10 protein-coding genes are annotated in these 18,575 nt (G+C 47.3%); all 10 read left to right on the forward strand.

Translation table 11 applies throughout. The features are described 5' to 3' along the window. Nucleotides 1-164: 164 nt before the first annotated feature. The 10 genes from PCH02S_RS26635 (at nucleotide 165) to PCH02S_RS26680 (ending at nucleotide 18,527) form a co-directional block, all read left to right on the forward strand. Nucleotides 165-437 carry an HU family DNA-binding protein gene (locus PCH02S_RS26635; protein WP_029197991.1) on the forward strand — a complete coding sequence of 91 codons (273 nt, stop codon included), beginning with the start codon at nucleotides 165-167 and terminating at the stop codon, nucleotides 435-437. Beyond that, nucleotides 437-700, forward strand: coding sequence for an RNA-binding S4 domain-containing protein (locus PCH02S_RS26640; protein WP_127457143.1), 264 nt, complete (start codon nucleotides 437-439; stop codon nucleotides 698-700). The genes PCH02S_RS26635 and PCH02S_RS26640 overlap by 1 nt, the downstream gene beginning before the upstream one ends. Nucleotides 701-817: 117 nt before the next feature. Further along, on the forward strand, nucleotides 818-1,105 hold the full coding sequence (yabP, locus tag PCH02S_RS26645; RefSeq protein WP_127457144.1) for a sporulation protein YabP: 288 nt from the start codon (nucleotides 818-820) through the stop codon (nucleotides 1,103-1,105). Next, complete coding sequence (yabQ, locus tag PCH02S_RS26650; RefSeq protein ID WP_127457145.1) at nucleotides 1,102-1,677, forward strand: spore cortex biosynthesis protein YabQ; 576 nt, start codon at nucleotides 1,102-1,104, stop codon at nucleotides 1,675-1,677. Before yabP ends, yabQ begins: the two co-directional genes overlap by 4 nt. Nucleotides 1,678-1,692: 15 nt before the next feature. Then, nucleotides 1,693-2,013, forward strand: coding sequence for an FtsB family cell division protein (locus PCH02S_RS26655; protein WP_127457146.1), 321 nt, complete (start codon nucleotides 1,693-1,695; stop codon nucleotides 2,011-2,013). A gap of 105 nt (nucleotides 2,014-2,118) precedes the next feature. Continuing rightward, nucleotides 2,119-2,706 (forward strand): S1 domain-containing RNA-binding protein, encoded by a 588-nt coding sequence (locus PCH02S_RS26660; RefSeq protein ID WP_127457147.1) that lies wholly within the window; start codon nucleotides 2,119-2,121, stop codon nucleotides 2,704-2,706. Nucleotides 2,707-3,057: 351 nt separating this feature from the next. Further along, on the forward strand, nucleotides 3,058-5,550 hold the full coding sequence (spoIIE, locus tag PCH02S_RS26665; RefSeq protein WP_127457148.1) for a stage II sporulation protein E: 2,493 nt from the start codon (nucleotides 3,058-3,060) through the stop codon (nucleotides 5,548-5,550). Nucleotides 5,551-5,643: 93 nt separating this feature from the next. Next, nucleotides 5,644-6,393: a class D sortase gene (locus PCH02S_RS26670; RefSeq protein WP_127457149.1), complete on the forward strand. Its 750-nt coding sequence runs from the start codon at nucleotides 5,644-5,646 to the stop codon at nucleotides 6,391-6,393. A 183-nt stretch (nucleotides 6,394-6,576) separates the two neighbouring features. After that, entirely contained in the window at nucleotides 6,577-9,963 is a 3,387-nt protein-coding gene (locus PCH02S_RS26675; protein WP_246069265.1) for a collagen binding domain-containing protein, read from the forward strand. Nucleotides 9,964-10,289: 326 nt separating this feature from the next. After that, nucleotides 10,290-18,527, forward strand: a complete 8,238-nt coding sequence (locus PCH02S_RS26680) for an S-layer homology domain-containing protein (protein ID WP_127457150.1) — start codon at nucleotides 10,290-10,292, stop codon at nucleotides 18,525-18,527. Nucleotides 18,528-18,575 lie beyond the last annotated feature (48 nt).

Genomic DNA, 18,575 nt, shown 5'->3' on the forward strand with positions numbered 1-18,575 from the left:
AGAAGGAATTTGACGAAAAAAGAAGAATACTAAGTTTGGTGTAAGGTTGAATATGGAAATTTACTAGTAGGGATATTTGAACATCGTTCAAAGTCTCTCAGCTTTGCGAATTTTGGTACATAGAAGACATGATCTTCAACTATTTTTGGGAGGTAACAAATCACATGAACAAAACGGATTTAATCAACAACATTGCAGAAAAAAGCGGACTAACTAAGAAAGACGTAGAAGTTGTACTTAACGGATTCCTTGGTGAAGTTACAGACGCTCTTTCATCCGGAGATAAAGTTCAATTAATCGGTTTCGGAACTTTCGAAACTCGCAAACGTTCCGGTCGTACAGGCCGTAACCCACAAACTGGTAACCCAATCGTGATCGCGGAATCCAACGTTCCAGCTTTCAAAGCGGGTAACAAGCTTAAAGACGCTGTAAAATAATGCGAATTGACAAGTTTTTAAAAGTATCTCGACTGATTAAGCGCCGAACCGTAGCGAAGGACGTGTCCGACCAAGGGCGTGTCTGGATTAACGGCAGAGATGCCAAGGCGAGTACGCAAGTGAAAGTCGGCGACGAATTAGCAATTCAATTTGGTCAGAAAAAAGTGACGATTCGCGTAGAGCTCCTGTCGGAGTCGACCCGCAAGGAAGACGCTGCGAAGATGTACACGCTGGTCAAGGAAGAGGCTTATCAGTCCGAGTAACACGATATAACACCGAATAGTCCAGGATTCCCGGATGAGGGATCTTGGGCTTTTTTTTGGTTCTAAAATAGGACATCCTCCCATATCGTAATGATAGATGAAGGAGGGGTACAGGCCATGATGGAACCCGTTAAAAATACGAACAAACGGCAAGAAATCAAAATGCTGAATCGCAAGCTCTTGGAGATCTCCGGAGTTTTGAACGTAGACAGCTTTGACAGCGAAGAGTTCCTCCTTGAAACGGAAATGGGCTACCTGATGATTAAGGGGCAGAATTTGCACATTAAGAATTTGAGCTTGGAGCAGGGGTTAGTCGCCATTGAAGGACTTATTCAAGAATTATCGTATGTGGATGGAAATACCCAGGAGAAATCCAAGGGGTTTCTTGGTAAATTATTCAAGTGACGCTGAATGTTCAATTCCACACAATCTTCATGATGTTTTTGAGCGGGGTTGCCATTAGCGCGATGTTTGATGTGTTTCGTGTGCTTTCCGGTAAGCTCAGGCTGCCGCGGTGGACGATTCCGCTCGTTGATACGGTGTATTGGATTGTGGCGACAATCCTCGTGTTCCGACTGTTGATTTACAGCAATGAAGGACAAGTTCGCATGTTTATTTTTCTGGGAATGGGGATCGGTATTTGCTTTTATTTTGCCTTCCTCAGCCAAGTTGTGGTTCGTCTGACGCTGTTTCTCATACGAGTTGTCATTGCGATTTACAAGTTTATTGCAAAAACCGTCGAAATTCTTATCATTAAACCAATCATTGGCTTATATCGTCTAACTGTTATAATTTTGGGCTTTTTGCTTGCTGTAGCTATATTCCTTTATAGAATTGTGCTACAATTGCTTTATCCTTTGTGGAGACTACTCCTCTGGATGACTCGGCCTGTGCATAAATATTTCGTGATCCCTGATTGGTTGAAGAAGCTGACGGGCAAGATCGTAACGTTATATCGCAGGTTATTCTCAAAGTAGGAGGAATTCCTATACATGCAGGCTCAAGCAACCGCACCAAACAAGCGCAGCAGTAGTGTAGGCTCAAAGCGAAGACTGCGTTTTCTGATGATCTTTGTTCTCTGTTTTATGAGTTGGGCTGCTGTTAACATTTGGGGGCAGTTCGCTAAGCTTCACGAGAAGAGAAATGCCGTGGCGAATATGGAGCAACAGCTCGTTGATGCGAAGAAGATCAAGGAGCAGACGCAGAAGGAAATCAGTAGGCTTCATAATGATGAATACTTGGATCAAATTATTCGCCGGGATTTTCACTATAGCAAAACGGGAGAGACGCCACTTAGTGTCTCGAAGCAATAAAAGGACTGAAGAAGGGGCGAATGCCGTGTTGACCGTGGTTTCTGCATCGGTTATAATCGGCGTAGCCAGTGTTTTCAACATTTTAAGGGAGGAACATTTTACTTTATGGCAATTGAAGTTGGCACCAAGTTAGAGGGTAGAGTGACGGGGATTACTCACTTTGGAGCATTCGTCGAGCTTGCTGAAGGAGTTACCGGTCTTGTTCACATTTCGGAGATCGCAGACAATTATGTGAAAGACGTTAATGACCATTTAAAGCTGGAAGACAAAGTATTGGTCAAAGTGATTAACGTGGACAAGGATGGCAAGATCGGACTGTCGATCAAGCAAACGATTGACAAGCCAGTTGAGGAAAGACCAGCTCGTCCTGAACGTACAGGTGGCAGCAGCTATCAAGGACGCCCGAGCGGAGATCGTCCAGGCGGCTTCCAAGGTGGTCGTCCAAGCAGTGGCGGAGAACGCAGTGGTCCTCCTAGTGGTGGCCCAGGCGGCGGTCGTCCAGGCGGCGGCGGCTTCAATCGTGGCGGCGGTGGTGGCGGTCGCGGCGGCTTTAACAAGCAGCAAGGCGGAGCAAGACCGTTCTCGTTCGAAGATAAAGTATCTCGTTTCCTTAAAGATAGTGAAGAGCGGATTTCGTCACTGAAGAAGAACACCGAGTCCAAACGCGGTGGTCGAGGCGGAAGAAGAGACTAATAGATGCTTATAATAGAACCACATTTCGCTTAGGCGGATGTGGTTTTTTTATTTTTTCGATGGTTTCTGTACAATGACCAATTATTACAATTCATCGTATGGTCAATTCCAATCGACATGGAGTTACGGGTATCTCCCCCATCTGCGTGGCGAAAGTTCGGGAGGATCAGACTTTTGGATACGCTTTCAGCTAAATAAAGCGAGACACGGCAAGGGCTGGGGGCGGGTGACACGGCTGGCGCGGCTTGTCGGAAATTTCTTTGAATCTATCAACTCATTCTGACAAACTTTCTGCTAGATTGTCTCTATACTAGAGAAACAAATAAGGGAAGAATGGATGGTGTTCAAAGCATGCAAAGAAGAAGCCTAGGAGCGACGATTAGCGGTGGATGGTCAGGAATTTGGCAAAGAGCGAAAACAGGTGCTCACAGTGCGGCAGTGGAAAATCGTTTTGTTCAAGCTTTTGTAGCTAAGAAGTGGTCTTTTCTCCTCATCGTTATGGCATTCCTTCTTGGACGTGCGATGATCCTCGAACAGCTTTCTCCGTTTGCTTTAGCCTTTATCGCGGTTATCTATTTTACGAGGAGAGACATTTTACATTGGGTAGGTATTGCGGCGTTTGCCGGGAGCTTACTGTCCATCAATTCAAATACTGGATATCTCGTTACTGAGATTATCGTTTTCCTGCTTATTCAAAAAGCGCTTGAGAAGTTTGAGCGTTCAGAGCTTTCACTTGCTCCGCTGCTCGTTTTCAGCTCAACCTTCCTGGTTCAGCTTTTTGCAGAGTTGGTCGTATCAAACTTAAGCTGGTATACACTGATGATGCTGTCCGTAGAGGCACTGCTTAGTCTAGTGCTGACACTGATTTTCATACAAGCTATTCCGGTATTCACACTTACCCGTAAAAACTATCATTTGAAACATGAGGAAATCATCTGCTTAATTATTTTATTGGCCTCCGTTATGACAGGGACGGTGAGCTGGGTAATGGGTCCTGTCACCGTGGAACATGTGCTCTCCCGATACTTGATTCTGCTATTTGCATTGGTGGGTGGAGCGCCTTTTGGAGCCTCGGTTGGTGTTATCACTGGGCTTATCTTAAGTCTTGCGAACAGCAACGCCATCTATCAAATGAGTTTGCTTGCCTTTTCTGGTATGTTAGCCGGATTGCTTAAGGAAGGGAACCGGCTCGCTGTTGCCTTTGGTATGCTGCTGGGGTCTTCGATTCTATCGTTCTATATAGGTTCAAGTGCCGATATGATCAACTCCGCGTGGGAATCGCTTGCGGCCGTTACGCTGTTTCTCCTTACGCCGAGGAGCCTGATTCTTACGCTTGCCAAATATGTGCCTGGCACACAGGAGAATCTCAAATCGCAACAGGACTATGCGAAGCGGGTTCGCGATGTGACGGCCAGCCGTGTGGAGCAGTTCTCGGAAGTGTTCCGGCAGCTGTCGCGCAGCTTTAAACAACTAACGACGGATGACGCGGTCAGCCGTAAGGAGGAGGAAGTTGGGCATTTCATGAATGCCGTTGCACAGAAAACTTGTGAATCCTGCTGGAAGAAGAGCCAGTGCTGGGATCAGAAATTTTATCAAACGTATACGTTTATGACGGATATGATGACCAATATTGAGACAAAGGAGAATATGACGAAGAAGCAAATACCCGCGGAATGGAAGAAGGTGTGTAATCGGACGGATCAGGTGCTTGATGTAATGAAGCAGCAATATAGCTTGTACAAGAATGATATGCATTGGAAAAAACAAATTATGGATAGCCGCCATCTGGTCGCAGATCAGCTGTCCGGCGTCTCCCAGGTGATGGAGGACCTGGCGAAGGAAATTAAGCGCGAAGGGCAGGAGTTGTTCCTTCAGGAGGAGCAAATTCGCAATGCGCTGGAGGAGTTGGGCCTATCGATTCATACAATCGACATTATTTCCTTAGATGAGGGAAATATTGAAATTGAAATCATTCATCAATACACGAAGGGCTTCGATGAATGCCGGAAAATCATTGCGCCGCTGCTGAGCGAAATCATCGGCGAGAACGTCGCCGTGATGCGCGAAGAGATGCATGAGCGCGGCGAAGGCTACAGCACGGTCGTATTCGGCTCTGCCAAAGAATACGTGGTCGAGACCGGGGTCGCCGGCGCGGCCAAAGGGGGCGACCTTTTCTCAGGCGACAGCTTCTCCACGGTGGAGCTGGGCAATGGCAAGTATGCCGTTGCGCTTAGCGACGGCATGGGCAACGGTGAGCGGGCGCGGGCCGAGAGCCAGACCGCCCTTAGCATCCTGCAGCAGCTGCTGCAGTCCGGGATGGACGAGAAGCTGGCGATCAAGTCGCTGAACTCGGTGCTGATGCTTCGTTCCTCCGATGAGATGTATGCAACGGTGGATATGGCTTTGATTGACATGTACAATGCCAATACGACTTTCATGAAAATTGGCTCCATACCGAGCTTTATTAAGAGAGGGAACGAGGTGATCTCGATCTCCGCGAATAATCTGCCTGTGGGCATTTTAAGCGAGATCGATGTCGATCTGGTTTCTATTCCTCTCCAATCGGGAGATATCCTCGTTATGATGACCGATGGGATCTATGATGCGCCTGGCCATGCGGTGAATAAGGAGATGTGGATGAAGCGCATGATCCATGAAATTGACACGACCTTGCCGCAAGAGTTCGCGGATTGTTTATTGGAACGAATTTTCCGCCATCATCATGGCGAAATTCAAGATGATATGACTGTCGTTGTGGCTCGCGTAGAGAAGCGGCAGCCGGAGTGGGCGACATTCCGCTGGCCGGGGATTACGCGCATGGAGCGTCCGAAAACGGTCAGCTAGTTAGAAAATGAAGCCGTAACAGCTCATTTGCTGTTGCGGTTTTGGTGTGGGAAAATAAGGGTATTACAGGATTTATAAGAAAGGCGGTATGGCATGTTCAGGAAAGTGCTTTCTCTCGCATGCATCATCCTCGGGGCCTTGATTTTTCTATATCCGGCCTTGAATGACCGGTACGAGAGTTATCAGCAGCAGAAGATTATGAATCAATGGCAGGAAAGTTTGCAGATCATGGATCAGATCTCTACGGAGGAGAGTGAGATTACACAATCTGAGAGTGCGAATCCTCTCATAGGAAAAGTCGAGGCAACTGGCAGTTTGGGTGCTATGGCTCCACTGGATGCCGTGGGGGCTGTTGATTCGGCTGCTACTAATCCCCCTAGTGTAAAGCCAGTGCAGCCTTTGGATTTGCAAGCTGCGCCGAAACCGACACCGCTGCCCAAGAATGTAGAGGGCGTACTTCGTATCGATAAAATCAATTTGAAACTTCCGATCTTGACGGACGCAACGGTAAAGAATTTGAAGGTCTCCGTTGCAAGTATAGCTAATACGGGGAAAGCGGGCGAGGTAGGCAACTATGCGATAGCTGGCCATAGAAATTTGACCTATGGGAAAAATTTTAACCGATTAGATGAAGTTGATCTGGGCGACATCATTCAAGTGGAGACAGGGAGCAAACAGTTCAAATACATCGTGGAGGATAAGCAATATGTCCTTCCTACAGATATTTCGGTCTTAAAGGGCAATGGTAAAGATAAGGAAATAACCTTAATTACCTGCGACCCTATGGTTAATCCGACGCACCGTTTAATTATAAGAGGGAAAATTGTAGAATCATCGGACTAAGTGGATTTTCCTTTCACTTTCGTCCGATGTGGTACAGTTATGACGTATACAATACAGAATGTATCATATAATAACTACATTGATACGTTATGTATTGTATAGCGCGGTATTTTCTGATACATTTTGTATCAAAGGTGAATTGAGTTTTTTTGGTCCACATATGCATAGGAATGGAGGGAATTTATGAAGATGTTGAAGAAGGAATTGAAGCTGCTACTCGTCATTTTGTTAGTCTTCATGCAGTGCTTGTATGCAGTCGGCGTTTCAACCAAAGCGAGCGCGACTGAAATCTCCAATACAGATAACATTTTGGAGAGCGTGACGATGGCTGTTTACAACAGTGCGGGACAAGTCGTGACAGGAAACGTGTACGATCAGGGAGCTAGAGTAAGGCTGGACTATACCTGGTCTTTGCCGGACGGTCATAGTTACCGGGCAGGTGACACCTATACGTTTATGCTGCCAGCGCAATTTTTGTTATTTAATAACGTGGGTGGGTCTTTGACTACCGGTGATGATCAAGTTGGAACCTTTCAAGTGAACAAGGACAGCCGCCAAGTCATCATTACATTTAACAACTTCATTGAGAGCCATGATAATGTGAGAGGGACCCTCACGATCAATACCCAATTTAATAAAAGCCAAATAACTGGCTCGACAACGCAAATTATTACGATACCGATTCAATCGGGAGAAGAGGTTTTTACCCTCATTTTCAGGCCGGATGTTCCTTCTACCATAAGTAAGGCAGGTGTGGCTAACGGTTTTAATGCGAAGCAAATTGATTGGACCGTTGATGTGAACAAGTCGATGGACTCCATTCAACAAGCGGTCGTAAAAGATCCTATTCCTGCGGGGTTGGCTGTGCCTGTTTCTGTTGCGGTTTATTCTCTGGATGTAAAATTGGATGGCACTATGATTTTGGGAGAGTTGTTGGATAGCAGTCAGTATACGGTAAGCACGGACGACAGCATTCTTGCCGTTCATTTTGCTGATAACCCAATTACTCATGCATACAGGATACAATTCGCTACGGCAATTACGGACTCAACCAAGTCATCGTTTGTGAACACGGCAACATTGTCTGGCAGCAACAAGACACCGGTTCAAGCAACTGCTACTGTTGAAGTCAAGCATGGAAGTGTGCTTAAGAAGATCGCAACTGACTACGCGACAGGAACGCAGACGATAAGTTGGGCAATTCAGTATAATTATAATGAGGGCAATATCCCACAATCGGCAGCCTGGTTATCGGACCTATTCAATGAGTCCCAAGAGTTAATAGCCGAATCTTTTCAAATATTCCCAGTCACATTTAATGGGATAGGCGGCGAAGTGTTGGGTAGTGTAGTGCCTTCTACTGAGTATACTTTGACTCCGCAGACGGCCGAGGGTAAAAAGGGATTTAAGCTGCAGTTTCTTCATGATATTTCATCTGCGTATAAAGTAATCTATAAAACGAAGGCAAGTAAGCCTGTTCTGGACAATGGTTCCGTAACCAACACCGTTACTTCAGGTGGCGGAAGCAGCGATACGGTTGTTAAGCCGATTAATCAGGTGGTACTTGTCAAAAGTGACGGGCATATCGATTATAGTACTAAAATAGTTGAATGGAATATTGCGATTAATGGGGACAGCCAGCAAATGAGTCATGTGGTTGTAACTGATACCTTCCCTTACAAGGGTCTTCGCTTTCTTCCAGATACCTTTAAAGTCAAGCAAGGCGCAGGAGTGCTGGATCCATCTGAATATACATTAGACGACTCGGTAGCTCCTGAGGATGGCTTTATAGTAAGATTCAAGAATCCGTTAACCGGACCGGTAACCATTAATTACAAAACAGCATTTAATCTGGAATGGATTCAACCTGCAGGCAGCAAAACAGACTTCTATAATACAGCTCAAATGGCCTGGTTGGATCGTTGGGAAAATGAGCAAACCAAGACAGTGACGGATATTTTTTATACAAGGGACGAAGTCAAGAATAATGGTTTCAAAAGCGGTACCTATGACGCTGCGCACAAGCAGATTACTTGGACAGTAGGGGTCAACTATAATAGTAAGCCCATTGAGCAAGCTGTCGTTGAGGATCTCTTGGAGTCAAATCAAAAGCTCGATGCAGTCACGCTTGCTGTTTATAAGATGGTCATTGCTCCAAATGGGACCACAACATTAGGCAGTGTAGTAGATACTTCTGAGTACGAGTATCAAATTGACGCAGCTAATAAATTAAAACTCTCGTTCAAACAACCTATATTAGGACCGTATTCTATCGTTTTTAAAACGAGTCTGGACGGACAGTTGATTAACAGTACGACAGTAAACAACACAGCCAAACTATTCGATGCGAGTAAACCTGTGTCGAACGATCTGAAAGCGACGGTCAACATCCCACACGGAGGCGAGTACATCAGCAAGAAAGGGTTGCAAAGCGGCGACAAGATTAATTGGACGATAACGATTAATCAAGGACAGTCAACTTTGAATGACGCTTTATTAATCGATACGCCTACTGTAAATCAATTGCTGCTGCTTGATACGTTCCATCTGTTTAAAACGATAGTAGATGTGAATGGCAACGTAACGAAAGGAGCAGAGTTAACCAAGGAAATCGACTATACCTTGGTAATTGAAACGGATGCTGGCGGCAAACAAACGTTCCGCCTGCATTTTGTCAATCCTATTAGCTCCGCCTATATCTTGGAGTACCAATCGCTCATCGCGGCTAACGATAAGGATACTGTTTCCAATAAGGTTATCCTGAGTGGTAACAATGTAACGACAGTGACCAAGGAAACCGTGCAGGATATCATCGTTGGCGTTTCGAGCGGTTCCGGCACAGGTAGCGGTGTAAGAGGCTCGCTCTCCGTGAAAAAGGTGGATGCGTCGAATTACACCGTATTGCTCAGTGGAGCTACCTTCGACTTGTACCGGAAGTCTGACAGGACATTGGATCGGATTGGCACAATGACCACGAATGAAAATGGAGTTGCTAACTTCACCGGCCTGTTGAAGGGCAACTATGTAGTGAAGGAGAGTGCAGCGCCTGCTGGGTACGCTTTGGATGCGAATAAGGAATATCCGGTATCCTTGAGCTCGGGTGAGAATTATTCAATCACGGTAACCAATACGAAATCTACCGTGCCATCTAACCCGCCTACTAGCACGCCAACGGATTCGCCGTCTAGTACGCCGTCTAATCCACCATCCAGCACGCCGACGAATCCGCCAAAACACGATTCATCATCGAATGATCCGGATCCGACTCCGAGTGCTTCAACATCACCGAAGCCAAGTACGTCGCCTGCTCCGTCCGGTTCGCCAAGTCCGGGTCTGGGCACAAGCCCGAGTCCGAGTCCAAGCCCAAGTCCTGGTTTGTCGCCGAGTCCGACGCCTGCTCAATCAAACGGGTCTGCGCCTTCGCTTAGTCCACAGCCAACGACGTTGGATGGTCTCCAGCCGGAGACACTCCCGGTGACCGGTGAGTCCAGTCACACGGCAGTGAAATTATCCGGTTTGGCGCTCATTCTTCTAGGATTCCTCTTACGGAGAAAATGGCGTAAAAATTAAAGTTAATGGAAAGCCTTAACAGCTCATTCGCTGTTAGGGCTTTTTTATATTTTATTCTGATAAATTCTTACATATTTCTTGGCAATTAATAGGAATAAAGTCCTATATTTACTTGCAAGTAGGACTATATTCATGGTTAACTATAAATAGATTCTTTACAGTTAAAAAATGAGGTGAGGGATGGCGAAGGTCGCAAGGAGAATCGTTAAAGTTGGGATTCACAGTATGGGTAGATCAAGCGTTTGAGCTGAGGAAAAACTGAGCAATCGTGCATCTAAGATGAGCGAACAGTATTTGGGCTGCGACAATTATAGTGGAGGTAAATCATGCTGCGTTATCGGAAGAAAATGGCCATTCTGATGTCGCTGATGCTGGTCATCCAGTTAATTGGCGGTATGCTTGGCGCGGTGCAGGCTGCACCATCTTATGCATTTGATGGAACTAAGCTCGATGAGTTTAGTGTAACTGGGTATGATTCAGATCCTAATGATCCGAATGGACTACAAAAGAAAGAATTATCGGAAGCTGTACTAGGGCGCGATACGGAAATTTTGGTCCATGCCCATAATAAAACTCCGGGAACAATGGCCTTTAACGTTGGCGTTGAAGTTGTACTGCCGGACGGTCTTGAACTGGCAGAAGATATGAGTCCCAGTACGGTAGTAACGGATGGCGCAACAGGAACCATTACAGCTTTCTGGAAAGATATCAAAGATATCGCTGCCGGGGAAAGCTTCGATTTTCCTGTAAAAATCAAAGTTTCTAATAACTACAGGAAAGCAAATAGCGGCGGTTTGGTTCCGTTTGGGACTATGTTGACGCCTACGGTTCGGTTATATGCGAGCAGTGATCCCCGCAAGTTATACTATGACGCTGCGCTGCCTACCAAGACGTGGAGCAAAGCCATCAAGGTCACGCCTTTTTCCATCCGACTTATCAATGATGTGAAAAATGTGAAGGGGGCAGGACCAGATGATGCACCTCCTGCAGGAGGCTCAGAGTGGGGAGAGCTTCCTTACAAGATCGAAATGGTTAACAATGCACGGTCATCTACAACGTTCACACTCTTTAAAGAGACAACGGATGCTGCTGTGGAGCACTACGGTTTTACAGGCCAAACCGGAACGCCGACACAAACGGTTACCAGCGGGGTACGAACCATAAACTGGACGCTTCCGGCACTAACCGTGGCAGGCGAGGACGGAAAAGGCAAGAAAACGTTTAGTTATCAGGCGGCCTTTTTGAATGCGGACTCAGGCAATCATATCATGACGCATGGCACGCAGAAGGATGATAAGTTTGACTATTCAGCTACTGTGGACGGTCAAACCTTCACGGGATCTGTGACACAGAAGGTGACGGCTAGAGATATCGTGATTTATAAAGGTGTACAGAAGAAGGCAGGTTCTTCTTCAGCGGGAAGCGAGGTCGGATACGGCGACAGGCTCGTATACACGCTGCGTGTCAAAGTCAATGAGTACGTTCCTGTGACAGGGATCACCGTTAAAGATACGCTGGGCGACGGCCAGGACTTCGTTGATAGTTCGGCAGTAGTTAAGGATGCAACCGGTGCAACAATATCCCGTGATTTCTCGAAAGCGGGTTCAGCGGATGGAACTACAGCCTTAACGTGGACGCTAGGCGATATGAACTACGCAAGTGCCACGGATCGTGAATTTACAATTAATTATGAAGCCACCGTTCGGTCGACCTGGAAGGTTGCTAAATCCGGTGGAAGCAATGTAGTTGCAGCGGACGTCCTTGTCAACAAGGCTGAGGTAAGCGGTGTATCTGTTTCGTCAGGAACGGTTACCGATTCCGATTCAACGGACATTCACGTGACGACGCCTAGTGTTAGTGAAAAAATCGTTAGAGTGAACGATGGAACTACCGTGGGGGGCCAGCCGGTCAATGAGACGAAGCAGGCGGTAACCGTAGGCGACACGGCTAGCTTTAAAGTGGCTTACGACGCTGTGGGACTGCTGGCGAAACAGCACAAAGTCAAGCTTTATGACTATCTGCCTCTCGGCACGATGTATGAAGGCTCACTTAGCACTTATCAAATTAATGGAATAACGCCTACATACGAAGCTGATATGCAAGCTCTCGTGTGGGATTTTGGCAATACGGATCTAGTCGAGGGTCAGGTAAGCCAACTTGCCACCGAGGTAAAAGTGCGGATTCAAAACGACACCAGCTACGTTACCAAGGATAAAGGGGCTAAAAACCTGGTTGTCCTTACTTATGAGAATTCAGAGGGTATTGTTGAAAGCAAGCGTAAAGAAGTTGAATTAGCTTATGTAGAGCCTGATGTGAGCATATCGCGCACAGTGAGCAAAACGACGGACCTTCACGGGAATGAATCCGTTACAATTACAATCAAGCTAACGAACAATGGATCGACACCGGCCTATCATGTCAAGCTGACGGATAAGTTAGCGGACGGCTTGCAGGACTTGCCGAGTAGTCCAAAATACACACAGACAGGCACTTCAATCAAATTTAATGAAATACCTTCCATAGAACCGGGAGATGCCAACTCGGTGACGCTGACGTATACAGCTCAGCTAATTGATCCAATCGGCGCGAGCAGAGATATTGTGCTGAAAGATGCGACGTGGACCTACTATGGGCAAAGCGACACTTCGGAAGAAGTCATCAATCGTCCTTACACCGGGCAAGAGACGACGACAACCACTATAACAACAGCCGGACCGACGATTACGAAAACCGTTGAGGATACCTCGGGTACGAAAACTTCCTTGAAGCCTGGAGATTGGGTAGTTTACAAGGTGGAAGTGAAAGTGCCGGACCACAACGTGACTTATTCACCATCGGTCGAAATTGAAATACCAAGCAATGAAGATTATGCTGCCACGTATACAGGTTATAATTCCGGAACTCATACAGGGACGGGATCACAAACTGTCGATACGACGACAGCGGGTCTCATTAAAATTGATACCGGAATGGTAGAAGAGCAGGGCGCGACGTATACGTATTATGTTAAAACCACCGTTAAGAAGATTAATGCAGGTACATCGGTAAATGATACGTCTGGCGCAACCTTTAGATGGAAGGCAGAAGCATCAGCAACAACAAAGAAAAGCTTATCCGTTCAAAACACAGAAAAGCCTACGGTGACCATTAAAGCGCCGCAGTTGGAAATCACCTTAAGTCCTGCTACAACATCTATGAAAGCAGGTGACACCCAAGCCTACACTGTCAAGGTGAAGAACAAGGGGCTAAACCCGGCCTATACCTTTACGCCAACAGTAACGCTGCCTGCAGGATTTAGTTTTGATTCTGGAGACGGGGCGGCAACTGGGGTCACGATGACGTTCGCGCAAGTGACGACACTTGCTAGTAATGCCGAGCAAACATACACATTTACTGCCCGTCTTGACAACGTCAAGGGATCGGGATCAACGCAAACAATTCAAGCCTCCACAGGAGACTACTACAGTCTGCCTGATAGTGGCGGTGCCAAGTATGATTACGTGGCAGGTTCAGCTACAGTTGAGGTTCCGCGCGTCACGATTACAAATGTTATTACAGCAACGAGCAGTGGTGATATCACCAAGATTCGTCCAGGTGATACTGTAGACTATCAAGTTAAAGTGACAATACCTGACGGGACGATAGCGTACAACGTTGTCGTTGAAGATGTGGTTGATTCTCTTGGAAGCAACTTTACTTTAACGAACAATACTGGCAATTTTACAATTGCAGGGAATAAGCTCACTAAAGTTTTAAGTAATTCGGAGACGGATGCCTCACTAGGGGCTAGAGTGTTCACGTACACCTTCCAAGCACGAGCGAAGGCAGGTGTTTTTGACTCCACTGAAGTAGTTCCGTACAAAACTACGGCAGTGGCCAAGTGGAATAAGCAAAACGGTTCCGACCCAGCCCAAACGGCTGATGCAGTAACGAGTATTGCCATTATGCAGCCAAAATTAACCGTGGCTCCAGTGGCGATTGCCGATACGAAGTTTTCCAAAACCAACACCGAGATCACAGTTGAGTTTGAACTAAATAACGTTGGGAACGCGAAGGCATACAAGCCTTCCGTGGAAGTTAAACTGCCAAGCGAACTGAACGTGAAGCCAGGCTCGATTTCGGACGGCGGCTCCCTTAGCGGTGGCGACACGCTTACATGGTCGGCGCTCTCTGATCTAGCTGTAAGCGGTAAGAAAAAAGTGACCTTCATAGTCACGACGAAACCAGAAGTTTTACCGGGGACGACAGGGATTACAATTAACGGTAAAATAACCGGATACGAGTCCCGGGAAACAACTCCGGTTGCCATTTACACACCTGTAGTATCCTTGCCGCAGGTACTCTCTGTAGATGTGTTGACGGTATCGGCTTCAATCAAAGAATCGACGAACAACAGCACGACGACAGTGCGCCCTGGGGATGAAGTGACCTATCTCCTGAATTTGGATCAGCCGCTTAATACGACCTCGTATCATGTAAACCTTGATTCGCTGTCAGGGCTTGTCCAACAGGATATCATTTCGGTAGGCAAAATCGTTGGCGGCTCTGTCACTGATATTCCGAAAGTTGGAGATAAGTATCCGCTTGGGTCTATCACGGGAGATGCCAGTCCGACGGACCCGTCCGCGCAGTATCAAATTGTTACAAGGTTGAAAACGGATGGACCGGCAGGCGGCTACTTCGCACAGTTCACGCCGAAGCTTAATTATCAGACAGCGGCTGTTGAAGGCGCGCCTCGAACCATATCGGCCGAGATGCTGTCCGTGAACGTCGTGCAACCTGACATTTCCCTGCTGTTAAGCAGCATCAAACCGGCTCGTCCGGATGGTTCCGTTCCGTTCGATACGGCGAGTGAAGAGCTTCTCTTCACCATGAAGCTGACGAATAACGGGCAAAGTACCGCGTTCAACCCGTTTACGACGATTCAGCTTCCAACGGGCGTTCATATCAGCTGGGCGGATTCTAGGGCTACAGTAAGCGGATCTACCTATAGCTTGACTTGGGAGAGCATGCCGATTCAGCCTGGCAGCAACAGTGAATTACAATTCAAAGTACAGGCGGATAACGCTACCGTGGTTAGCTCGGTATATAGCGTCAAGTATACCTTGAACGAATACTACTCTCTCCCTTCGAAGGGTGGGAAGAAGTATGATGAGCTGGGTTCAAATTTAATCAACGCCATTGTACTTGGGCAGCACACGTTGAATACGGCTCCGGATCAAAGTGTGAAGGCCGGACAAACGGCAACCTTCCCGCACATCGTGACGAATACAGGAGCCGGTGTAGATCTCTTCAAGCTTGAAGTGAACACGCCATTTACTACGGATGTGATCGTTAATGGCCAAGTGGCAGCCACGTGGGCATTCGATCAAGGCCAGTGGAAATGGACCTACCTCTCTCCGGATGTGAATCAAGGCGGCGTCCCAGGCTTCATGTTAAATGCCGGACAGCAGCAGGCGTTGCAGCTAGTCGTTCATGTTCCGGAAGGCACTCCATATGACAACGATCATCCGTATCTGATCGGCCTGAAGGCATCGGCCGCCGAGAGCGGAAAAGAAGAGAGCATTCAAGATAAGTTATACGTTGTTGGGGATCCAATTGACGGATGGGCGGGTAGTCAGCCGCGTTCGCCATGGACAGAACCGGTGCTTGCACCAGGGGATCCATTGAAGCTCTCAGCGGTTAGCTCTAACGATGTGCAGCGAGTGGAAGCTGTTTATATCCATGGCTCCCATTCCGAAATCATTCAATTCGTGCTTACGAATCCGGAAACATACATTACAGATGGCCATAAAGAATGGAAAAACGTGCTGACACGGTTACCGGACGATATTCTGGGTAATCAGACTTCAGAGTCGTTCAAACTAACCTTCAAAGGTTATGATGCGGCAATCGGCGGTCACGACATCCAGACAGATGCACCTAACGGCGCATTAGGCGGCAATAATGGTTTTACAGTGAAAAATGCGATTGAAATTCTTGGTACCATTACAGTTGCAGGAGAACACCGGTCAATCGCCGGCGCTACCGTTACCTTGTACAACGAAGATGCCAGCCATGTGGAAATCGCAAAAACAACAACGGATGCCAACGGTGGCTACAATTTCGGACAACGCAAGGCAGCGCGTTACAGCATCGTGGTACAAGCTGAGAATTACGCAGAGGCAAGCAAAACGTTCTATGCGATACCGAGCACAGTTGGAAGCAACCAAGTTATCGTAGATGCTGAGCTAAGCCAGTATCGCTTAGTCTTAACAGCTGATCCTAGCAGCATTGTCGGCGATGGGAAGTCCACGACTGTTTTAACGGCAGTTGTATTGGATCAAGCGGGTCAACCGCTTTCGAATGTTCAAGTGAACTTCAGTGCTCCAATCGGTACTTTCGTTGGGGGCTCATCGGCTGTCACGAATGAAAAAGGTGAAGCAAAAGTAACGTTCAAGTCTGCCGTCATCGAGGGCATCATCTCCGAGCGGTTCCCGATTCAGGCAGTTGCTGACGACAGTCCGCGCGATCTCCATGCCAAAGCGCAAATTATCATGACGTTTGAACCGGCTAGCATTGTCGGGATTGTTACTGAGATGATCGATGGCGTTGTAACACCGGTTAATGGAGCTCATGTTGTCATTACGGCTAATTTTGACGGGAATCCCGGGGTCGACTTTACTGGCGATGCTTACACGGTTACGAAAGATACGTACCAAGGCTATTACAAAATCGCGATCCCTCGCGGAGGCGTCGATTATCAAATGCAAATTACGAAGCCTGTTCAAATCGGCGGACAAACCCAACTTATCACCTACACACAAACGATAACGGCAGGTGTTGTTTCCGGTACAGGACATGAAGAATTTATGCCTTCCAAAGGGGCCAGCGGTCTTATTGCAGTAGGTAACGACAATCAGAGTGTCGGTGTGTTTCCTGCGGACATGACGAACAAAATGAGAGTTCGCTTGTTAGATGGCTCAAATCATGAAATTTCGAATGCTCCGCTTCAAGCCAACGGAACGTTCAGTATGAATGGCCTGACGCAAGGCGAATACAGGATGGAAATTAGCTACGAAGTAGAGCCGGGCGTATTCATTGTGCTGAATGAGAATGCGCAAGGGGAACTGTCTAAGCTGAAAATCAGCAGCGATGGCGAACTGAACATTGCGCTTGAGCTAATCGACCCTTATGGTAAAGTTACGGATGCCATGACGGGGGAAGTAATCGAAGATGCGCATGTTGAACTGTACTATGCAGATACGCCTAGAAACGGAATTAATGGAAAAACTAAACACACTATGGTACCACTTCCTGTTCTCACAGGCTTTGCGCCAAACGATAACAAGAACCCGCAGAATACAGATGCAGCCGGCGATTACGCTTATATGGTCTTCCCGACATCGGATTACTACATCCGAGTCACGAAACCGGGGTATGTGACTTACATCAGTCCGACGATATCCGTGGAATATGCAATCGTTAAGCACGATTTGCAAATGCAGCGGGAATCAACATCAGACAAAGGCAATGGCGGCTCTGTCGGAGGCAGTATTGTTCTGCCGGGTCAAACAGACTTGTCCGTTCATTTATTTTCGGATAAAGCCAATTATGGTGAAGGACAAGAAATCACGTTTACGGTTGAATACAGCAACAAAACAGGCACATTAGCGCAGGTAGTTAACATTAGCGCACAAATTCCAACCTACACGACGGTCGCTGACGCAGCAGGCGGATCCGTGAACGGAAATACGATCACGTGGGCGATCGGTGATTTGGCCGCCAATGGAAAAGGGTCGTTGACCTACAAAGTGAAAGTGTTGTCCAACGCTCTTCCCAAAGCGGAACAAAACGTAACGAACGAGGCATCGATTTCAAGTAAGACAACGCTCGTACATCTGGAAGACGATAAGTCCACGCTTCAAGTGATGTTGTTCTCGAACCGTTATGAGAATAGCAAGCACACCAGATATATCATGGGATACCCTGATCTGGAATTCAAACCGCTGCGCAATATTACCCGCGCTGAAGTTGCGGCGATTTTCGCAAGGATCATGGATCTGCGCAGTACAGTGAAAGGGGAAGTACTCTACCCGGATGTGCCAATCGCTTATTGGGGCAGCGAGTACATTGAGGCTGCTACGAGAGCCGGCTTGTTTGGCGGGTATGAGGATCGATCGTTCCGGCCGGATACCGCAATTACGCGTGCTGAGCTATCGGCTGTCATAGCCCGTTACCTGAGCCTGAAAGCAGATGCATCCAACAATCTTCATTTCAATGATATTTCTGCGCACTGGGCGAAGAATGAGATCGAGGAGATTTACCGTTATCACATCATCAACGGATATCCGGACGGCTCCTTCCAACCGGGGCAAGCGATGATTCGCTCAGAAGCTGTGACGATGATTAATCGTCTTCTGCACCGCGGTCCGTTGAAAAACGCCAGTCAGTCTTTCCCTGACGTCTCCCCGTCTTATTGGGGCTTCGAGCAAGTAGAGGAAAGCGCCAATACGCACGAGTACAAACGCAATGAAGACGGCTCAGAAACATTAACCAAGTTGATACCTGAGCCACTCTGGTAATGAAAATAGAGGCAGGAGCCCCTCGGGGTATCCTGCTTCTTTTCTTTC

It is taken from the genome of Paenibacillus chondroitinus NBRC 15376 (assembly GCF_004000765.1).
GTDB lineage: Bacteria > Bacillota > Bacilli > Paenibacillales > NBRC-103111 > Paenibacillus_E > Paenibacillus_E chondroitinus.